This is a genomic window from Pseudarthrobacter leeuwenhoeki, assembly GCF_055412885.1.
The window spans coordinates 237,534-256,623 of record NZ_JBVAYY010000002.1; the positions used below are offsets into that span (position 1 = coordinate 237,534).

20 protein-coding genes are annotated in these 19,090 nt (G+C 68.1%); 10 read left to right on the forward strand and 10 right to left on the reverse strand.

The features are described from left to right. Window positions 1-167 precede the first annotated feature (167 nt). The 3 genes from ACZYX4_RS02790 to ACZYX4_RS02800 all read left to right on the forward strand — a co-directional run bounded on the left by ACZYX4_RS02790 (window position 168) and on the right by ACZYX4_RS02800 (window position 3,028). Window positions 168-1,376: an NAD(P)-dependent malic enzyme gene (locus ACZYX4_RS02790; RefSeq protein WP_463873504.1), complete on the forward strand. Its 1,209-nt coding sequence runs from the start codon at window positions 168-170 to the stop codon at window positions 1,374-1,376. Between the two features lie 123 nt (window positions 1,377-1,499). Further along, a complete protein-coding gene (locus ACZYX4_RS02795) occupies window positions 1,500-2,000 on the forward strand; it encodes a DUF456 domain-containing protein (protein WP_463873505.1) in 501 nt (166 codons plus the stop codon). Between the two features lie 38 nt (window positions 2,001-2,038). Further along, complete coding sequence (locus ACZYX4_RS02800) at window positions 2,039-3,028, forward strand: hypothetical protein (RefSeq protein ID WP_463873507.1); 990 nt, start codon at window positions 2,039-2,041, stop codon at window positions 3,026-3,028. Between the two features lie 137 nt (window positions 3,029-3,165). Here the strand turns inward: ACZYX4_RS02800 and ACZYX4_RS02805 are convergent, their stop codons facing one another. Beyond that, window positions 3,166-3,816: a LysE family translocator gene (locus ACZYX4_RS02805; RefSeq protein WP_463873509.1), complete on the reverse strand. Its 651-nt coding sequence runs from the start codon at window positions 3,814-3,816 to the stop codon at window positions 3,166-3,168. Window positions 3,817-3,919: 103 nt separating this feature from the next. Between ACZYX4_RS02805 and ACZYX4_RS02810 the strand changes: the two genes are divergently transcribed. Next, entirely contained in the window at window positions 3,920-4,375 is a 456-nt protein-coding gene (locus ACZYX4_RS02810; protein ID WP_463873510.1) for an Lrp/AsnC family transcriptional regulator, read from the forward strand. 84 nt (window positions 4,376-4,459) lie between these two features. On the opposite strand, the gene ACZYX4_RS02815 is transcribed toward ACZYX4_RS02810, so the two are convergent. The 3 genes from ACZYX4_RS02815 to ACZYX4_RS02825 form a co-directional block, all read right to left on the reverse strand. After that, window positions 4,460-4,657, reverse strand: coding sequence for a hypothetical protein (locus ACZYX4_RS02815; protein ID WP_463873511.1), 198 nt, complete (start codon window positions 4,655-4,657; stop codon window positions 4,460-4,462). A gap of 372 nt (window positions 4,658-5,029) precedes the next feature. Further along, window positions 5,030-5,314 carry a hypothetical protein gene (locus tag ACZYX4_RS02820; protein WP_463873515.1) on the reverse strand — a complete coding sequence of 95 codons (285 nt, stop codon included), beginning with the start codon at window positions 5,312-5,314 and terminating at the stop codon, window positions 5,030-5,032. A 90-nt stretch (window positions 5,315-5,404) separates the two neighbouring features. After that, complete coding sequence (locus ACZYX4_RS02825; RefSeq protein ID WP_463873586.1) at window positions 5,405-5,863, reverse strand: Lrp/AsnC family transcriptional regulator; 459 nt, start codon at window positions 5,861-5,863, stop codon at window positions 5,405-5,407. Between the two features lie 476 nt (window positions 5,864-6,339). On the opposite strand from ACZYX4_RS02825, the gene gluQRS reads away from it, so the two are divergent. Further along, a complete protein-coding gene (gene gluQRS / locus ACZYX4_RS02830; RefSeq protein WP_463873516.1) occupies window positions 6,340-7,236 on the forward strand; it encodes a tRNA glutamyl-Q(34) synthetase GluQRS in 897 nt (298 codons plus the stop codon). A gap of 9 nt (window positions 7,237-7,245) precedes the next feature. After that, complete coding sequence (locus ACZYX4_RS02835) at window positions 7,246-7,941, forward strand: HD domain-containing protein (protein WP_463873517.1); 696 nt, start codon at window positions 7,246-7,248, stop codon at window positions 7,939-7,941. A 131-nt stretch (window positions 7,942-8,072) separates the two neighbouring features. Here the strand turns inward: ACZYX4_RS02835 and ACZYX4_RS02840 are convergent, their stop codons facing one another. From ACZYX4_RS02840 to ACZYX4_RS02850, 3 genes are all read right to left on the reverse strand, one after another. Next, window positions 8,073-9,389, reverse strand: coding sequence for an ATP-binding protein (locus ACZYX4_RS02840; RefSeq protein WP_463873518.1), 1,317 nt, complete (start codon window positions 9,387-9,389; stop codon window positions 8,073-8,075). A gap of 197 nt (window positions 9,390-9,586) precedes the next feature. Further along, window positions 9,587-10,189 (reverse strand): DUF305 domain-containing protein, encoded by a 603-nt coding sequence (locus ACZYX4_RS02845; protein ID WP_463873520.1) that lies wholly within the window; start codon window positions 10,187-10,189, stop codon window positions 9,587-9,589. 135 nt (window positions 10,190-10,324) lie between these two features. Beyond that, complete coding sequence (locus tag ACZYX4_RS02850; RefSeq protein ID WP_463873522.1) at window positions 10,325-10,888, reverse strand: hypothetical protein; 564 nt, start codon at window positions 10,886-10,888, stop codon at window positions 10,325-10,327. Window positions 10,889-11,035: 147 nt separating this feature from the next. Here ACZYX4_RS02850 and ACZYX4_RS02855 point away from each other — a divergent pair, with 147 nt between their 5' ends. Both ACZYX4_RS02855 and ACZYX4_RS02860 read left to right on the forward strand, forming a co-directional pair. Then, on the forward strand, window positions 11,036-11,371 hold the full coding sequence (locus tag ACZYX4_RS02855) for an ArsR/SmtB family transcription factor (protein ID WP_463873524.1): 336 nt from the start codon (window positions 11,036-11,038) through the stop codon (window positions 11,369-11,371). Continuing rightward, window positions 11,368-12,465, forward strand: a complete 1,098-nt coding sequence (locus tag ACZYX4_RS02860) for a cation diffusion facilitator family transporter (RefSeq protein WP_463873525.1) — start codon at window positions 11,368-11,370, stop codon at window positions 12,463-12,465. Before ACZYX4_RS02855 ends, ACZYX4_RS02860 begins: the two co-directional genes overlap by 4 nt. Here ACZYX4_RS02860 and ACZYX4_RS02865 read toward each other — a convergent pair. After that, complete coding sequence (locus tag ACZYX4_RS02865) at window positions 12,462-13,418, reverse strand: L-lactate dehydrogenase (protein WP_463873527.1); 957 nt, start codon at window positions 13,416-13,418, stop codon at window positions 12,462-12,464. The two genes, ACZYX4_RS02860 and ACZYX4_RS02865, sit on opposite strands and share 4 nt — an antisense overlap. Window positions 13,419-13,551: 133 nt before the next feature. Then, complete coding sequence (locus ACZYX4_RS02870) at window positions 13,552-14,169, reverse strand: uracil-DNA glycosylase family protein (protein WP_463873529.1); 618 nt, start codon at window positions 14,167-14,169, stop codon at window positions 13,552-13,554. Between the two features lie 472 nt (window positions 14,170-14,641). On the opposite strand from ACZYX4_RS02870, the gene ACZYX4_RS02875 reads away from it, so the two are divergent. Together ACZYX4_RS02875 and ACZYX4_RS02880 are read left to right on the forward strand one after the other, a co-directional pair. After that, a complete protein-coding gene (locus ACZYX4_RS02875; RefSeq protein ID WP_463873530.1) occupies window positions 14,642-16,774 on the forward strand; it encodes a glycoside hydrolase family 3 C-terminal domain-containing protein in 2,133 nt (710 codons plus the stop codon). Window positions 16,775-16,832: 58 nt separating this feature from the next. Continuing rightward, a complete protein-coding gene (locus ACZYX4_RS02880; protein ID WP_463873532.1) occupies window positions 16,833-17,342 on the forward strand; it encodes a hypothetical protein in 510 nt (169 codons plus the stop codon). A 9-nt stretch (window positions 17,343-17,351) separates the two neighbouring features. Here ACZYX4_RS02880 and ACZYX4_RS02885 read toward each other — a convergent pair whose 3' ends face one another. Continuing rightward, window positions 17,352-18,857 (reverse strand): amidohydrolase, encoded by a 1,506-nt coding sequence (locus ACZYX4_RS02885; protein ID WP_463873534.1) that lies wholly within the window; start codon window positions 18,855-18,857, stop codon window positions 17,352-17,354. Window positions 18,858-19,090 lie beyond the last annotated feature (233 nt).

The following is a 19,090-nucleotide window of genomic DNA, read 5'->3' on the forward strand; positions in this document are numbered from 1 at the left end:
TTTACCATTGCAGAACCGGAGCGGCACACCCGCATGCAGTGCCCGGAGCTTCACCGCAGACCCACCAACCCTGGGTCGGCACCGACGTTCCCCAGACCATCTCAAGCACCCCTGTGCTTGAGCTTCCATGTGCCGTGCGCCCACGGTGAGTCCCAGGAGACAACGAAGTGTCCATTGAAACGATTAAACCCTCCGACGCCACGTCCCCCGAGCCTGCAGCAGCGCTCAGCGACGAGGTAATTTTTGCAGCCCACCAGGGCGGCAAGCTGTCGATTTCCAGCACGGTGCCGCTCGCGAGCAAGCGCGACCTGTCCATCGCCTACACGCCCGGCGTCGCCCAGGTCAGCCGCGCCATCGCGGCCAACCCGGAACTCGCCAAGACCCTCACCTGGGCCCAGCGCCTCGTTGTCGTCGTCAGCGACGGCACGGCGGTCCTCGGCCTTGGCGACATCGGCGCCAGCGCCTCGCTCCCCGTGATGGAGGGCAAGTCAGCCTTGTTCAAGGCCTTCGGCGAGCTCGACTCCATCCCGCTGGTGCTCAACACCACCAACGTCGACGAGATCGTGGAGACCCTCGTCCGGCTGCGCCCGAGCTTCGGCGCCGTCAACCTTGAGGACGTCTCTGCGCCGCGCTGCTTCGAGCTTGAGGAGAAGCTCATCGAGGCCCTCGACTGCCCGGTTATGCACGATGACCAGCACGGCACGGCCGTCGTCGTCCTCGCAGCCCTCACCGGAGCCGCCAAGGTGACCGGACGCGGGCTCGAGAAGCTGCGCGTTGTCGTCTCGGGCGCCGGTGCCGCCGGGATCGCCGTCGCGCAGATGCTGCTCACCGCCGGTATCAGCGACATTGTGCTGCTGGACTCCCGCGGGGTCATCAACAGCGAGCGTGCGGACATCGCCGCCGATCCCGCCAGCAAGAAGGCCCAGCTGGCCAGGAGCGGCAACCCGCGCGGCGTCTCCGGCGGACCCGCCGACGCCCTGCTGGACGCCGACGTGTTCATCGGGGTCTCCTCCTCCCAGCTGGCCGAGGAACACCTCAAGCTCATGAGCCAGGACTCGATTGTGTTCGCCCTGTCCAACCCGGATCCCGAAGTCCTGCCCGAGGTCGCACGCCGGTACGCGGCCGTCGTCGCCACAGGCCGCAGCGACTTCCCGAACCAGATCAACAACGTCCTCGCGTTCCCGGGCATCTTCCGCGGAGCCCTCGACGCCGGCGCCCGCCGGATCACGCCGGCGATGAAGCTGGCTGCGGCCCGCGCCATCGCCGCCCTGGCCGACGAGGACCTTTCCGCCGACTACATCGTGCCCAGCCCGCTGGACCCGAGGGTAGCGCCGGCAGTGTCCGCCGCCGTCGCCGCGGCGGTTGTCGCCGAGTAGCCACAGCTGAACAGACGGCGACGGCGGCGCTTCCTTGGGGATGCGGCGCCGTCGCCGTTTTTTCTGTGCCGGCCGGGGCCCGGGCGAGCCTGAACACAGGCCATGGCGCCATAGACTGGGGCGATGAACCCCGAGACTGTTGTGACGATCCTGTGCGGCCTCGCCATCCTGGTCGGTGTGGCCGGCACCGTCATCCCGGTACTACCCGGCAGCTTCCTGATCGGACTGAGCCTGCTGGCCTGGGCCATCTGGGGCGGCGCCGGAACCACCGGCTGGGTGGTGTTCGGGATCGGCATGGTCTTCGTCCTGGCCGGAATGGCCGCCAGTGCGGTCCTGACCGGCCGTAAACTCAAACAGCACAGCATTCCCAGCCGCTCGGTTGCGGCCGGGCTGGTCTTCGGTGTCGTCGGGATGTTCATCATTCCGGTGGTGGGTCTGTTCGTCGGTTTCGCCGCCGGCCTGCTGCTCAGCGAACTGCACCGCACCCGGGCCATCGGCACCGCCGCGGCCTCCAGCTGGGCTGCCCTGAAGGCCACCGGGCTGGGCATGATCGTCGAGTTCGGACTCGCCTGCCTCGCCGGCAGCACCTGGGTGATCGGGGTGTGGATTTCGGCCGCGGCCTAGTCTGCCCGCAGCCTCCCGGCGCCTACTAGCATGGATGTATGAGCGCCGGACCAGGAAAATCCGCACCCCGCCCAGTCCTGTACCGCGATTTGCGCGACCTGGCGCCGTTCCGTACGCCGGTCATCCGGACGCCTGTCCGCGGCCTCGCCGACGGTGTGGGCGGGGTGGTGACGGGAGTCCTGGCAGGGCGGACCCGCGGCGCCCTGCCCGCGGAGGGTGGCGCGCCCCGGCTCGGAAAAGTGGGCGGCAGGGCCCCGGGCAAGGCGGCGAAAGCCGTACACGCCGCGATCTTCAGCAGCTCCGACCCGGACCGGCTCATCGCCCTGGCGCATGCCTACCCCGGGTGGGCCGGTTTGTGCTACCTGATGGCCGGGCTGCTGAGCTACGCCCAGGGCGGCCACCTGCGCGCTGCCGAGCTGCTCCAGCGCGGCTTGCTGACCAGGAACGACGACGACGCGAACCGCTACGCCTCCACGTATCTGGCCCGTGTCATCACCCGGGTGTCCGTCGCCGAGCGGGTCGAGGTTCCGGTCCTGTTCAGCGAGGAGGCGGTGTTCCTGGCGCTGTCCCACTCGCTGCGCGAGACGGGCCAGAGGGAAGCCGCCCTGGCGGCGCTGGACGGACTGCCGCCGTCGTTGCCGATGGCACTGGCGCGCTGCACACTGGCCGCCTCGCTGGGACGGGATGCGGACGTCGTGGCGGACACGGAAGGGCTGCTCAATGGGGACGACCTCTCGGCGGCGCTGCTCCTGGTGCGGGCGCGCTCACTGCGGAGACTTGGTGTCAATGCTGCCGCCCGTGCCGCCTTGCAGGAGGTCCTGCGCCGACGCGCGACCGACTTCACGCTCCGCAGCGATGCCCTGACGGACCGGGCGCTCCTGCTGCTGGACAACGGGCGGAGGGCGCTGAACCGGCTGGAGTGGCAGCACAGCCAGCCCGCCGAACTGGAGACAGTCAGGTCACTCCGGAAGGATGCCGAACTGCATGAGCTCTGGGACCGCGAATACGGCCGGGCCGACGACGACTGAACCAGGGTGGGGACATCAGTGCGCTGTTTACTGAAAGCACCGTCCACTCCACCCGCCCGGATGATCCCCAGCCGTGGACCGGTTGTGCCGCAGCGTTCACCGAGTGGTACATGCCGCGCCCCGTGGCCGGTTGGGGGTCAGCCGCGGGACAGGGCCTGGCCCAGGAGCGGCACCAGCTGCTCGGACAGCAGGACGGCGCCCAGCACCACCATAATGATGCCGCTGGCGAGGGTCACTTTCCGCGCCGCTCCCGGCCGGGAGTGCAGCAGTCTGCGTGCCAGCAAGGCAACGCAGCTGTAGACCACGGCGACCAGGAGAACAAACGTCAGGCCGAGGAGGCCGGACTGCACCGGAACCGGCAGGGACGCCTCGGGGCTGACAAACTGCGGCACCAGGGCCACATAGAACAGCAGGCCCTTGGGGTTGATGCCGCTGGTTCCCATGCCCTGCAGGAAGGTCCGGAACTGGTTCGCCGGTGCCCGCACCCCTGCGCTGTCGAAACTCGCCCCGCGCCAGGTCCGGATGGTCGTCAGTCCGAGCCAGAGGAGGTAGGCCGCGCCGGCCACCGTCAGCCATCCCAGCATGCCGGGGACCCCGGTGAGCAGGGCGGCCAGCCCCGCCACCAGAAGCACAGTGTGCAGCACGTAGCCCCCGCAGAGTCCCGCAACGGCGGGCACGAAGCTGCGCTGCTTCAGGCCGGCGGTAATGGAATACGCCCAGTCCACGCCCGGCGTGCAGGCAAGGGCGCCGGCGACCACCAAAAAGGCGAGGAACAGCTGGGGGTTCATGGCGGTCTCCTGGGATCTGGTTACAGGAAAAGTCTAGAAAATTAACCGCCGGAAGTGTTCCCTCTTTTCGCGGATAAATGCCGTCAGAGGGTAAGATTATTGCGTGATTGACCACTTGGACAGAAGTATTTTGCGCTACCTCAAAGAGGACGGGCGCATGACGGCGACGGCGCTCGCCGCCAAGGTGGGATTGACCGTGGCACCCTGCCACCGGCGGCTCCGCGACCTGGAGGCATCCGGCGTCATCCGCGGCTACCGGGCGGACATCGACCCGTCCGCCGTCGGGCTCGGGTTCGAGGCGATCGTCTTCGTCACGCTGCGCCAGGTGGACCGGGCCACGATGGAGATTTTCGAGAACCGCGTGGTGGATAACCCGAATATCGTGGAGGCGCAGCGGCTGTTCGGTTCCCCCGACTACCTGCTGAAGGTCATCGCCGAGGACCTGCCCGCCTACCAGCGCTTCTACGACAGCGAGCTGACGTCTCTGCCTGGCGTCGAACGGCTGACCTCGACGCTGGTGATGAAGAACCTGAAATCCAACACGGGTCCGCCCGTCTAGACCGCTAGCTGGCATTCAGGCCGGTGGCGGGTCCCGGGCCGAGTGCGAAGCTGCTCTGATCCTCCGGCCGGGCGCTGATGGAGGTTATCCATCCTTCCGCGGCGCGGCTCTCGCGACCTTGCCCGCGCCGCGGGTGCTGATTTCCGGGCTGCGGCTGCCGTCCGTAAGGCGTACCGCTGACTTGAGGAGCTCTCCGCCCGTCATATCCAGGCGCGCCTGGCGGCTGCTTTCAATCTGCTGAACACCTGCGGCATCGAGGGTGGAGTATTCGGAGGACGTCACTGTGCTCCCTGGGCCCGGCTCGGAGGACGAGCCGGGGGACGTCGGACGGGCCATCTGGCAGGATGGTGTCGGTTTCCATTTCGATCACGCCGTTCGGCGTTGTCATGGAGACCGCGATGGGCTGATCCGATTCGGCCGCAACGAGTGCGCCGTCGGAGTCCCGGCCCAAGCCCAGCTCGGACATCTTCAGCGGGCGGGCGGTGAAGTCGAAAACGGCCTTGTGGGCGTTTTTGATCCCGGCAATGCCGGCGGGGGTGAATTGGGAGTTGCCGTTAGTCGCGACCGGTTCCTTATCGTTTGAATCAGGAGGGGATACCGGTCCGCAACTGCTCAGAAGCAGCGACGACATGACCAGCATCAGCAGTCTGGCTTTCACAGGGTTCCCAGCGGTGTTCGAATTTGCTTCGGTACCAGCAGCAATGCCCTGGCTGCCGTTCCAATCCCGGAGGAAGCCGCCTTCAGCGCCAACAGGTGCGCTGCGTTCGAGGCGCTGCGGAAGCGGTCGCCGTCGTGCCCCTTCCAGGAGCTTGTTCCGATGGTGCCGCTGAGCTGCCGCCCGCGCCGCCGGAGCCGGTCGAGCTGTTGCGCGGCGCCCTGCAGCTCCTTGCCCGGCCGGCGCAACTGTGCCGCGTCAGCCTCATAGAAGTTCCCCGCCACAGTTACCCCCGATTGATTGCACCGGTCAGCCTAACCGCATTCCGGGGCGGCAGCGATGGGGAGGACTCCCCGCCGCCCGAGGCTGTAGTTTCAGGAACTGAGCAGTCCCGTCGTCCGGTAGGGGATGACCTCGCGCAGGAACATGCTGGTGGAGGTGCGCACGATCCCGGGGCAGAGCCGGATCTCCTCCGAGACGCGGTACAGGTCGTCCGGGCTTTTCGCCACCACCCGGATCAGCAGGTCCGTCTCGCCGGCCGGGGCGTGGCACTCGAGGACTTCCGGAATGCTCCGGAGCGCTTCAATGGCCTCGTTCAGATGGCTCTGGTCCAACTCCGCGCTCACCGACGCCGCCACGCCGCGGCCCAGCGCGGAGGGCAGCACCCGGCTGCTGTTCGGCCGGAGCGCGCCCGAGGCCGTCATCCGCTCCAGGCGCGACTGCACGGTGCCGCGGGCCAGCCCCAGTTTCTGGGCCAGCACCATGATGGGCAGCCGGGGGTCCTGGTCGAGGGCGAGGAGGATCCGCCGGTCTGTCGCGTCGAGTTCCTGCAAAGTGACCACTTCCTGCACGTTGGCGGACCTGGAGTTGATCAGAGTGACCAGTTTATGGCTGGCCCGTTGCACCAACTGTAGGACTTCTGTTGAAATAGTGACAACAAAGGGACGAAGGCCACCGCCGGATCCCACAGGCTACAAGTACCCCGGCACACCACCCGGACCTTGGATGAGGCTTCCCGCAAGGAACCCGCCCGCTGATTGACCCTTGTTCACACCATCGTCTTTCCGCACCAATCTCCACATTCGCAGTGCCATGGCCCGGAGCAACGCCCCGGGCCCGGCACGGCAAGAGCCCCTGAGCCACCGACGTCGGTTTTCCCGAAGTCATCGGTAGCTGAGGGGCTCTTGTGTTGGCTCCGCACAGGCAACGCGGGGTCACCTCGGGCCCATGCTCGGGCCCGTTTTGGGCCGGGAGTGACCCCGCGTTGCTGTTTGAGGGCGCCGGGCGTGGCTGCGCATAGGCTGGGGCCATGACATCTGCCGGCCGTTTCGCCCCCAGCCCCTCCGGCGAACTCCACGTCGGCAACCTCCGCACGGCCATGCTCGCCTGGCTCTTCGCCCGGTCCACCGGCAGGCGGTTCCTGATGCGGGTTGAGGACCTGGACAGGGTCCGGGCCGGTGCCGAAGCGGAGCAGCTCCGGGACCTGGCCGCGATCGGCATCACGTGGGACGGCGGCATCGTCCGCCAGACCGACCGCGAGCCCCGCTACATCGAGGCGATCGCCGGGCTGACGGAAGCCGGGCTGACCTATGAGTGCTTCTGCACCCGCCGTGAAATCCAGGAGGCACCGTCCGCGCCGCACGCTCCGCAGGGAGCCTACCCGGGCACCTGCCGGAACCTGTCGGAGCCGGAACGCGCGGCCAAACGCGCCGTCCGCCCCGCGGCGGTCCGGCTCCGGTCCGCCGTGACTGCTGGGACAGTGCAGGACGTGCTGCACGGCAGCTACACCGGCGTGGTGGATGACTTTGTGCTGCGCCGCAACGACGGCGTGACGGCCTACAACCTCGCCGTCGTGGTGGACGACGCCGACCAGGGCATCGACCAGGTGGTCCGCGGCGACGATTTGCTGCCCTCTACACCCCGGCAGGCCTACCTTGCATCGCTGCAAAATATGCCTGTCCCGGAATATGCCCATGTTCCGCTGGTGCTGAACACCGACGGCGCCCGGCTGGCCAAACGCGACGGTGCTGTCACGCTCACGGACCTCTCGGCCGCCGGCGTGCCTGTGGAGGTGGTGCGGGACGCGCTGTTGGCGTCGCTCGGCCTCCCGGCGGGTCCCTTGGAGCAGACGCTCGCCGTGTTCGACCCCGCCGTGCTGCCGCGGGAGCCGTGGACCTGGCCCGGGATGGCCGGGCCGGACGCGTAGGCTGGAAGCATGTCAGAACCAGAGTTCAGGGAAGCGCGCAGCGCGCAGCCGAGTTTTACCGTCGAGACAGCGAAGATCCTCGCCGAAGTCGCCCATAGCCGGCAGAAGGATAAACTCAAGCGGCCCTACCGCGAGCATGTGATCGCCGTCGGGGATGCCCTGGCGGACTTCGATGACGACATCAGGATTGCCGGCTACCTGCACGACATCGCCGAGGACACCCCGATGACGAGGCAGGCGCTGCTGGACATGGGCGTCACCGAGCGAGCCGCGGACATCATTGAGCGCGTCACCAAGCGGCTGCATGAGAACCCGGACGACTATCAGGCCGGCATCCGCTACATCGCCGAGGACCACGATGCCACCCTCGTGAAGATCGCGGACAACGCGCACAATTCCCTGCCGGAGCGCGTCAGGGCGCTGGCGGAGAAATGGCCGGACAAGCCGCCGGTCACCCGCTACAACGAGGCCCGCCCGGTGCTCTACGCAGCCGTGCCGGTGGAGGAAACCCGGAAGATCCTGGCCCGGATCAATCCGTGGCTGCTGGCGGAACTCGACGATCTGCTCGACGAGGCGGACAACACCGACTACGAGAACCTTTCCTACGAGGACGCCACGGAGGGCGAACCGTCCGGAGCGGAGTCCGCGGCCGGACACGTCGAAACCCCGGCCGCGTCCCCCGAGTCCGAGCCGCACCGGGACTGAACCCGCGCCCGCCGCGGCCAGTCTGTGCCCGAACCGGGACCGCCGTCGTCCTCTGACGGCAACGCGGGGTCACACCGGGCCCATCCCGGGGTCCGGCATGGGCGATAGGTGACCCCGCGTTGTCTTGGGCGTTAGACCCGGCCCAGGGCGTCGATGTCCTCGAGGAACTGCTGGTGGACCTCGTCGCTGACAGTGGTCCGGGTGTCCGCGATCGCGTCGAGGTAGTCCTGAGTCGCGGGACCTTTCCGGACCGCGTCGCGGAGGGCGGCGCTGCCGCTGGACGCCAGCCCGCCGTCGTCGTACACCGCCTTCTCCAGCGCGCGCTGGGAGGCGCTCCGGGCCGCGTACTCGATGTCCGCGGGGGAGAACCCTTCGGTGCGGTCCACCAGCAGCTCCACGTCCACGTCGTCCACCACGGTCGAGGGAATGAACCGCTGCCACATGGCCTCGCGGGCCTGGCGGTCCGGCAGGCCGATGGGAATGACGTAATCGAAGCGGCCGTGGCGCAGGAACGCTGTGTCCAGGGCGCGGATGAAGTTGGTGGCGCAGACCAGCAGCCGGCCGGGCTGTTCGCGGAAGGCCGGGATGATCTTGAGGAGTTCGTTGGTGACGCCCTGCAGCGGAGACGGCGGTTCGCCGGAGCGATGGGAAGCGATCTCCTCCACCTCATCGATGAAAACGACGGCGTGTTCCAGCTCGGCGATCTCCAGGAAGGTCTCGCGCAGCGCACCCGAAAGGCCCTTGGGATCGGCGGCCAGCCGGGAGGGGAAGACCTCCACGAACGGCCACTCGAGCCGGGAGGCAATCGCCTTCGCGAAGGTGGTTTTGCCGGTGCCGGGAGGGCCAAAGAGGACGACGGCGCGCGGCGGCACCACACCGTACTCGTCGGCGAGGTCGGCTTCGGCCAGCGGCAGGACCAGGCGGCGTTCCAGGAGCTCCTTCTCGTTCCGCATGCCGGCGACGTTTTCCCAGAGGTCGCGGGCCAGGATCCGGCCGCCGAGCTGGCTGAGCGGTTCGAGTTCCTGGCGTTGCACCGGGATCTTCCGCTCGAAGTAGCGCAGGTTTTTCTTCAGCACGAAGCCGCGGCCCAGGAAGGCCTCCACCCGGGTCTCGGACTCCGGCATGAGAGCGGAGAGCTTGTTCAGCCCGTGCGGCGCCATCCGGTTCTCGACGGCGGCCAGCAGCGAGGTGCCGATCCCGCGGCCCCGGTACTCGGGGAGGGTGGCCAGGAAGACGATCCAGCCCTGGTCGTGGGCGGCACGGCCGATGGCGGCGCCCACGACCTGATCGCCCTGCACTGCGACGACGGCGTGGTCCTTTTCGCAGGAGGCCAGCACTTCGGAGAGTGCGTAGACCGGCTCGACGTCGGCGGCCTTGAGGGACTCCCAGAGGTGCAGGATGCCGTCGAGGTCGGCGGAATGGAAATCCCTGATTCGCCAGTTGGTCATGAGGTTTCTCCCGGGTGGTTCGTCGCTGGGCCAGCGTGAAGCTGTCCGTTGAGCATATGCGAACCGCGTCCGGGAGGTGTTGCGGGGACGTTGCGTTACGGCGCCCCGCGAACGGGGGAACCTCCGCGAGTTGAGACTTCGCGCCGATGTTGCTTCCAGGCATCGGCGCGAAGTCTCACCTCGCGGTCCACGGCGCTCTACAGGGCCGAGAGAAGCTCCGTCATCTCCTGGATCTCGTCCGTCTGGGAGGCCGCGATGTCCCTGCCGAGCTGGATGGCTTCGGCATTCTTGCCGCTCCGCACCTCGGCGTTCGCCATCTCGATGGCGCCCTCGTGGTGCGCGATCATCTGGCCGAGAAACAGCTTCGCGGCGTCGGTGCCCTGGGCGGCGTCGAGCTTTGTGAGGTCATCCCCGCTCATCATGCCGGTCATGGAGTGGCCGCCTGGCGCCTGGGTGGGTTCGTTCCAGTCCTTGAGCCAGCCGGTCATCTTCTCGATCTCGGGCGCCTGGGCGGCCTTGATCTTCGACGCCAGCGCGGTGATCCTGGCATCGATGCCCTGCTTCTTCAGAATGAGGTCGCTCATCTCCACGGCCTGGGCGTGGTGCGGGATCATCCCCTGGACGAACATCGTGTCCGAGCCGTTGCGGTCCGCGGCCGCGGATGCGGCACCCGAGCCCATGGTGCTCTGGTCCATGCCGGGCATGCTGCTGCTGCCGCCGGAACTGCCGGGGGTGGCGCAGCCGGCCAGTGCCATAACGGCGGCGAAGGCAGTGGCGGTAATCGTGAGGGTCTTCGTCATGGGAGGTTGTGTCCTTCGTGGAACCGGCGGCCGTCGCCGCCGGTTGTCTGGAATCGCGCGGGAGGCCGCCGGGATCGGCGGCAGCGCGCTGTGGGCAGGTGGTGGCGCCGGCGTCTGCGCAGCGCATGCCCATTCCTACGTGCGGCTAATGGACAGGTCCCGGGGTGTGGGCGTCCCGGGCAGGTAGGCATAGCTGGACAGGAGGTCCGCCCGCGCTAATGCGGTCCAGGCCTGGGCCCCCAGCAGTGAGGTCCCAGGCTGCGGGGCGTTCGAAGATGCTCCCGCCGGGGACGGCGTGCAGTCGATGTGAGCAGACGGCTTCCCGGCGCATCCGCCCTGGCAAACGCACGACGGCGGGGCCTGGGTTCCGCGGACGGTCGCCGCACCGGGGGGCGCGGCAGGTGCGGTCGTGGCCGCAGCCGGGCCGTCGTGAGCCTGCGCGAAGGATCCGGCAGCGCCGTGGCCGGAGTGCCCGGCAGGATGGCTGGCGGTATCTCCGGTGGGCGCCGGGCCGGCGGTATGCCCCAGCGACCTTGTGATGCTGTCAACAGGGGACACCTGGCCGTGTATGCCGTGCATGTCGTGGGAGCCGGAGAGCATGTGCATGCCCAGGAAGCCGGCAATCACGGCGAGCAGGCCGGTCAGCAGCGCGGCACGGCGGAGGAAGGCGACGGGACTGGCCGCGGCAGTGGCGGGCATCGTCATCCTCCTTCTCAGTCAGGGCTTTGCGCAGTTTCACGAAGCACTCAGGCTACCTGTCTTCAACGCCTGCCCCCGGCATTGCGTTCCGGCGGCGTTGGCGCAGAAAAAATTGGCTGGCGGGGACAACAATGAAAGTATCTGCGTATGGATGCAGATATGCAGGTTGAGGTCGACAGCGCCCACTTGGAGCTGGCCGTCGAAGTATTCTCCATGCTGGCCGACGCCACGCGCGTCCGGCTGATCCTCGCTTTGGGAGAGGGTGAGCTGCCGGTCAACGCCCTGGCGGAGTGCATGGGGAAACCGGCCTCAGCAGTCTCGCAGCACCTGGCCAAAATGCGGCTGGGCGGCATGGTCGCCACACGGCCGGAAGGCACCCAAGTCTTCCATCGGCTGCAGAACGCCCACGCCCCCCAACTGGTGATGGATGCCATCCACCAGGCCGAACATACGCTCGGCACCGCCCCGCGGCACGGCGCATGAACCGCCCGTCGGACGCCGTGGACGAACACCGCCACGGCGAAGGCCAGGAGCAATCCCACAACCACAACCACGGCCCGAACGGGCATGACCACGACGCGCACAACCACGACCACGACGCGCCTGGCCAGACCCATACGCACGCCACCGGCCTGAAGGGCTGGCTCCAGTCGGTCTTCGTCCCGCACTCGCACGACGCTGCGGACTCCATCGACGAGGCGCTCAAATCCAGTGCGCAGGGCATCCGCGCGGTCAAGGTCTCCCTGCTCGGCCTCGGCGCCACCGCGCTCTTCCAGCTCGTGATCGTGCTGGTCAGTGGTTCCGTGGCACTGCTCGCAGACACGGTGCACAACTTCTCCGATGCACTGACTGCCGTCCCGCTGTGGATCGCGTTCCTGCTGGGCCGCCGCAAGCCCACGCGGACGTACACCTACGGTTTCGGCCGGGCCGAGGACCTCGCCGGACTGTTCATCGTGGCGATGATCGCCCTCTCCGCGGTGGTGGCCGCCGTCGAATCGATCCGCCGCTTCTTCGAACCCCAGCCCCTGTACAACCTCGGCTGGGTGCTCGCCGCCGGACTGGTGGGCTTCGCCGGCAACGAACTCGTGGCGATCTACCGGATCCGCGTCGGCCGGCAGATCGGGTCCGCTGCCCTGGTGGCAGACGGCATCCATGCCCGGACGGACGGCTTCACCTCGCTGGCGGTCGTCGTTGGCGTCATCGGCGTCTGGCTCGGCTTCCCGCTGGCGGACCCGATCGTTGGCCTGCTGATTTCCGCCGCCATTGTTGTCCTCCTGTGGGGCACCGTGCGCGACGTCGGACGGCGGCTGATGGACGGCGTCGACCCTGGGCTGACCCAACGGGTTGAGGCCGTCGCCGCGGAACACTCCCGGTCCGGCGGCACGGCCCGGCTGCGCTGGTCCGGCCACCAGTTGCACGCCGAGATCACGGTGCCGATCGCGACGGACGCACACCTGGTAGAGCTCGCCTCGGTGACGGCCAATCTGGAGCGCGGGGTCCGCCGTGCCCTGCCGCATGTCGGATCGGTGACGGTTGTGCCCAACTTCGCCGCGGCACAGTCGCCACCGACCGCCTAAATCCCCAGCGTCGCGAGACTTCGCTGGAGCGTCTCCGCCGAGTGGTGCAGCGAGGCGAGTTCGGCGTCGTCCATGGGGGTCTCCAGAACTGCGCGGACCCCACCGTGTCCCACGATGCTGGGCAGGGACAGTGCCACGCCGGTGATCCCGTACTGGCCGTCCAGCACGGTGGACACCGGCAGAACAGCGTTTTCCCCGCGCAGCAGCGCCTCCACGATGCGCGCGCCGGACAGTCCTATCGCGTAGTTCGTGGCGCCCTTCCCGGCGATCACCTTGTAGGCCGCATGCGTCACTTCGTGAGCGGTTTCGGCGAGGTAGTCGGACGTGAAGACGTGTTCGCCGCCGACCGTCCAGTTGCGGATCGGGACCGGGCCGATCGTGGCTCCGGACCAGATGGGGAACTCGGTGTCGCCGTGCTCACCCACCATGCTGGCGTGCACGCTGGTCAGGGAGACGCCGGCCTTGCGCGCCAGCAGCCAGCGCAGCCGGGACGTGTCCAGGACGGTGCCGGAGGAGAAGATGCGCGAGGAGGGCAGGCCGGAGAACTTCTGCGCCGCGACGGTCAGCACATCGCAGGGGTTGGTGACCAGGACGTAGACGGCGTCCGGGGCGTGCGTGAGCAGTTGCGGCATGAGCTGTTCGAGGATGCGGACGTTGGTGCCGGCCAGGTCCAGCCGCGACTGGCCCGGAGCCTGTTTTGCCCCGGCGGTGATGACAACGACGTCGGCCCCCTCGGTTGCGGCAATGTCCCCGCCGCCGGAGACGGTTGTCGCAGCGGCGGCGAACTGGGTGCCGTGGGCCAGGTCCAGCACCTCCGCTTCAGCTTTGGTGGCATTGACGTCGAAGAGGGAGACGCTGCTGGCCGTGCCGCGGATCAGGGCGGCGTAGGCGAGGGACGTGCCGACGCTGCCGGCACCGACAATGGCAAGTTTTGAGCCGGGACTCGGGGACATGGGTTTCTTCTTTCCGGTGCGGGGGAGGCGCCACTCAAGCTCACCAAGCACCGCCCGGTCTGGGCAGTGCCGTTGGACCCTACGCGGGCCCGACCGGCAGCGCCGGCGGCCGGGCGTGTCCCGCGCCGTCGGCTCAGAGGTGCTGGATGCCTGCCCGCTGCATGGCGTCCTTGTAGACCTCGACGTTCTTGGCCAGAAGTTCCTCCTGCTTGGCGGCCGAGACGGCGAATGCGCGGCCACCCAGGGCGGTGGCCTTGTAGATCTTGACCCCGCGGTTCTTCAGGGAGGAGTGGTAGGTCTTCTCGAAGAGTGTCAGGAAGGCGTGGGCGTCGGCGCCGTGGGCGATGACGGCGGAGACGCGCTTGTTGATCTTGAGGAACTGCCGGAACGGCCGCAGCCCGTCCGTCTTCTCCTGGACGTTCAGGGCGGAGGGGAGTTCGGGATCCCGGACCCAGGGGTAGGCGTTCCACGGCATCACGTAGCGGGGGTCGAGTTCGACGGCCTCGTAGATGGAGGTGGCGCGGCGGGCGGCCTCGTCATCGTTGAAGTGGGAAACGAAGCCCGATTCGGTGCCCTTGCCCGGGGCGATATGGAGGCTGACGATCCGGCATTCGTCCTCGTCATGGACGGGATCGATGTAGGGGACGACCGACCCCGGCTTCTTTTCCATCAGTTCGTCGCACAGCTGCGTTACGGCGGCGATGTTCGGTTCCTGTAGCAGGGTCTTCTTTTCGTCCCAGTCAATCGTCACGATTTCTCCCTCAGCGCTCGGCGTCCAGAATCAGGCGTCTGGTTCCACTCTACGCTTTTGGGCGAGGTGGCGTTTTTTCGGACGATGGAAGAGGCAACGGACCCCTTAGTCACGGGGAATGGGCAGGCGTACGCTTAAAGCGCCTGCAGGTAACCACTTGATTAAGCCGGGTCGTTCTGGACATGAAAATGTCCAAGCCTTCTCATAGCGAGATCGCGAAGGTACCTGCAGGCCCTGCGTTTAAGCGCAACGCGCAGGGTTCCGCTTTGCGGCCAAACCGATCCGCCGATCTGGTTCAGACGCGCCCGGCAGGGGTGTGACCGCCTCCGGCCTTCTCCGCGAACCGGCACCAGAATCCACCCAAACCTCTGGCCCCTCTGAACCGCCACGGGCATGAGGGAACCGATCCCAGGTTTCCACTCCGCCGTGGCGCCCAACGCCCGCCGGGACGACCCCGAAAGCAGGCAGAAGCGTGAATTCAGAAGCGATGAACCGCGCCCGTGAAGTCGAGGCGCAACTGACGGATGAGGAGCGCTTCTCACTCCTGATCAGCGTCATGGGTACCAATGACGTGCTCACGGACAAGGATCCGCGCATCCCGGACGGCGTCCCGATGAGCGCCGGCTACACACCCGGGATCCCGCGGCATGGCGTCCCCGCCCTGCTGATGAGCGACGCGAGCCTGGGCGTCACCAATCCGGGCTACCGGGAGGGGGACACTGCCACCGCGCTCCCGGCGTCGATCGCCCTGGGAGCCAGCTTCAACCCCGAACTCGCCCGCCGATCCGGGCAGCTGGTGGGCAGGGAAGCCCGGAGCAAAGGGCTCAATGTCCTGCTCGCGGGCGGCCTCAACCTGCACCGTGACCCGCGCAACGGCCGGAACTTCGAGTACCTCTCCGAGGACCCCTGGCTCACCGGAGTCCTCGGCGCGGAGTCGGTCCGGGGCATCCAGGGCGAGCAGGTCATCTCCACTGTCAAGCACTTTTCCCTGAACTGCAACGAAACCAACCGGCACTGGCTGGACGCCGTCATCGACCCGGCCGCACACCGGGAATCCGATTTGCTCGCGTTCGAAATCGCCATCGAACGCGCCCGGCCCGGCTCGGTCATGACCGGCTACAACAAGATCAACGGGACCTACGCGGGCGGCAACGAGGCGCTGCTGCAGGGCGTTTTGAAAGGCGCCTGGGGCTTCCCCGGCTGGGTAATGTCCGACTGGGGCGCGACGCCGGGCTGGGACTTCGCGCTGCGGGGCCAGGACCAGGAATCCGGCGTGCAGATTGACGTGATGATGTGGGGGCAGGAGACCTTCACCGCTCCGCTGCGCGCCGCCTACGAGGCGGGTGACCTCCCCAGGGAACGCCTGGCCGGGATGGTGCAGCGCATCCTCTACGCCATCTTTGACGTCGGCATCGACCGCTGGGAGGGAACATCCGACGTCGACCTGGCTGCCCATGCCGACATCGCGCTGGAGACGGCGCGGCAAGGGATAGTCCTGCTGAAGAACGACGGCGTGCTCCCGCTGAAGCCGCCGTCTCCTGCGGGCGCGCCCCTCACGATCGCCGTCATCGGCGGACATGCCCATCTCGGCGTTCCCACCGGCTGCGGCTCAAGCGCCGTCACCCCGCCCGGCGGCTACGCCGAGATCCACACAGTCGGCGGCCCGGGCATCATGGGCAGCATGCGGAACCTGTACCTGCTGCCCTCCTCGCCGCTGGCGGAACTGCAGAAGCTGCTGCCCGGCGCGGAGATCGAATACGACCCCGGGATGAGCCCGGCCGAGGCGGCGCTGCTGGCACGCCGTTGTGACGTCGCAATCGTGTTCGGCATCCGTGTGGAGGGCGAGGGCTACGACAACGCGGACCTGTCCCTGCCCTGGGGCCAGGACGCCGTGATCGAGGCGGCCGCGGACGCCAACCCGAACACCGTCGTCGTCCTCGAGACCGGCAACCCCGTGGTGATGCCGTGGCTGCCGAAGGTCCGGGCTGTCCTCGCGGCCTGGTACCCCGGGCAGTGCGGCGGCCAGGCGATCGCCGAAATCCTCGCCGGCGTCACCAATCCTTCCGGGAAACTCCCGCTGACCTTCCCGACCGGCCTGGAGCAGACACCGCGGCCGGAGCTGCCGGGCCTCGGCACACCGTGGGGGACCCCGACGACGATCAACTACTACGAGGGATCCGACGTCGGCTACCGCTGGTTCGCGAAGACTGCGCAGGAGCCCCTCTTTGCCTTCGGCCACGGGCTCAGCTACACCCGGTTCGGCTACGCGGGCCTGAGCGTGCAGGACCGGGACGGGGTGCGGGCCGAGTTCACGATCACCAATGCGGGGCCGCGCCACGGGTCCGACGTGCCCCAGCTCTACCTCATTGAGGATCCCGCGGGCGCCCGGATGCGGCTGCTCGGCTTCGAGCGCGTGGACCTCGAACCCGGCGAATCACGGACAATCGGGCTGGACGTTGATCCCCGGCTGCTCGCGTCCTACGACACAGACCGCGGGCAGTGGCACACCCCGGGTGGCAGCTACCGCCTGGCGCTCGGGTATGAGGCCGGCAACTACACCATGGAGGCTGGCGTGACCCTGGCCGAGTCATGGTTTGGGCGGTAGCCGGCCGCGCGAGCTGGGTATCCGTAAGCTTTGAGGAAACCCCCGACCCAAGGAACCCATGCCCATCAACAGACAGTCGCTGAAGCAGGACGGGTTTACCGGGTTCCGGCCGCTCGGCGACCTTGACATCAACCGGATCCCGCAGAAACCCGGGATCTTCGCGGTGCTGCAGCCCGAGGGGTTCCACCCGCAGTTCCTGGCCAGGAGCACGGCAGGCATCTTCAAGAAAAAGGACCCCTCCCTGAAGGCAGGAGCGCTCGCCGCCGAATGGGTCGACGGGGCCGACGTCCTCTATGTGGGCAAGGCCGGCCCCGGGAGCAAGGGCAACCGTGGGCTGCGCCGGCAGATTCAGGAATTCGTCGACTTCGGCAACGGCAAGCCGCCTGGCCACTGGGACGGCCGGCTCATCTGGCAGCTCGCCGCGGCCGGCTCGCTGATCGTCGCATGGAAGGAGCTTCCCGTTGAGCAGCTCACCGCGGCCGAAGCCGGGTACCACGCCGCGTTCGTGGAGGGGTACGGCCGCCTGCCGTTCGCCAACCTGGTCCAGTCGCGGGTCAAGGCCAGCTGATTCAGCCGGTCAGAGGCCGCCCCGGAAAGTGAACCGCCCGGCCACGAGCGTCGCGGCCACCGGCATCGCCGCGAAGACGGCGTCTGCTACCGCCAGCGGATCGCCGTCGAGCACCACGAGATCCGCCGGATCCCCCACCCGGATCCTGCCCCGTCCGCGCGTTGACGCGGCCAGGGCCTCCTGCCGGGTGAGCGCCTGCTCCGGATGCCAGGGGTCCCGCCCGTCATGCCGCGCCCGGGTGGTGGCCGCCGACATGGCAGTCCACGGCTCCAGCGGCGCCACCGGCGCATCGGAGCCCAGCGCCAGGGTGGACCCGGTGGCCAGCAGTGACCGCAGCGGAAACGCCCGGTCCGTGCGCCCGGCCCAGTTGGAATCGGCAGCATCCCGGTCATCCAGGGCGTGGGCGGGCTGTACGCTCGCCGTCAGCCCCAGCTCGCCAAAACGCGCGAAGTCCTGGCCCCGGACAAACTGGGCATGCTCAATCCGCCCGGCGATCCCGGCCGCCGCAAAAGCATTCAGGGCCACCTCATTCGCGCCGTCGCCGATCGCGTGCACCGCCGGAACAAAGCCGGAATCCCGGGCCAGGACCAGCAACTCCAGCAGGTCCGCCTCGCTCACGGTCAGCAGCCCGCGGCCGCCGTGCGGGTACGGGTCCACGCAGTACGCCGTGCGGGTGTTCAGCGAGCCGTCAATCAGCACCTTGAGCGGGCCGACCCGCAGCAGCCCCGCTCCGCCGTCGAGCACCTGCCCGGTCCGCATCCCCTCCGCGATGGCCCGCTCAAGGTCCTGCGGGTAGACGCCGGTATCGACCTGGAAGGAATCGAAGCCGCCAGCGACGCGGCGCAGCCATACATCGCGGTTCCAGGTCATTTCGAAATCGACAATCCCCACGATCCCGCGTGCAGCCGCCGCCTGCGCGGACTCCCGCACCCAGGCATCCACCACAGCGTCCGGCAGTTTGCCCAGCTCACGGGTCAGTTCAAAGGCCGGATCCTCGCGCAGCAGTCCGGAGGAGTCCACTCCCACGCCGTAGCGGGACGCCGCCGCGCTGTTGAGCCAGACGCAGTGCAGGTCATGGCTGAGCAGCGCCGTCGGCAGGCCGCGGGTGGCGCTGTCGAGCAGCTCCAGGCTGGGAACATCCGCCCAGACGGCGTCCCGGAAACCGACACCCACCACCGTCAGGCCGCCTCCTTCACCCGCAAGGCCGGGGCCGGACAGGGAGGAACGCACGACGTCGGCTGCCGCACGCGCCGAGGCGGCACCGGAAAGATCAATCCGGTTGGCGGCGAGGGCCCACTGCGTCATGTGGACATGCTCATCCCACAGCCCCGGGATGACGTGGCAGCCGTCCAGGTTGACCACCTGGGAACCTGGCAGACCGGACATCCCGGCGGGAGTGATCCGCGAAACCACCCCGTTGGCCAGATGCGCGTCGTACAGCGACGTGCCGCCGGGGACCCGCGCCGAGGCGAGCACGAGGGGGCGGTTCACGGCAGCGGCAGGAGTCTCAGGCATAGGGAACACGCTATGGGCCGGAACGCGCTGCGCCAATCCGGACCGCCGCAGCTGCCGGGTTCCGGCTATTCCCGGGGCAAGGGACTTTCGCCCCTTGCCCCGGGAACTCATATCAACAAAAATGGATTTGGGGCGGTTCCTGCACGGCTATTGGGGATGAACCGCTTGCTTGTCAGTTGTACGGTCTCGCTCGAACCTTGGGGAAGGAAAAGGGATTCTGCACTGCCCGTATC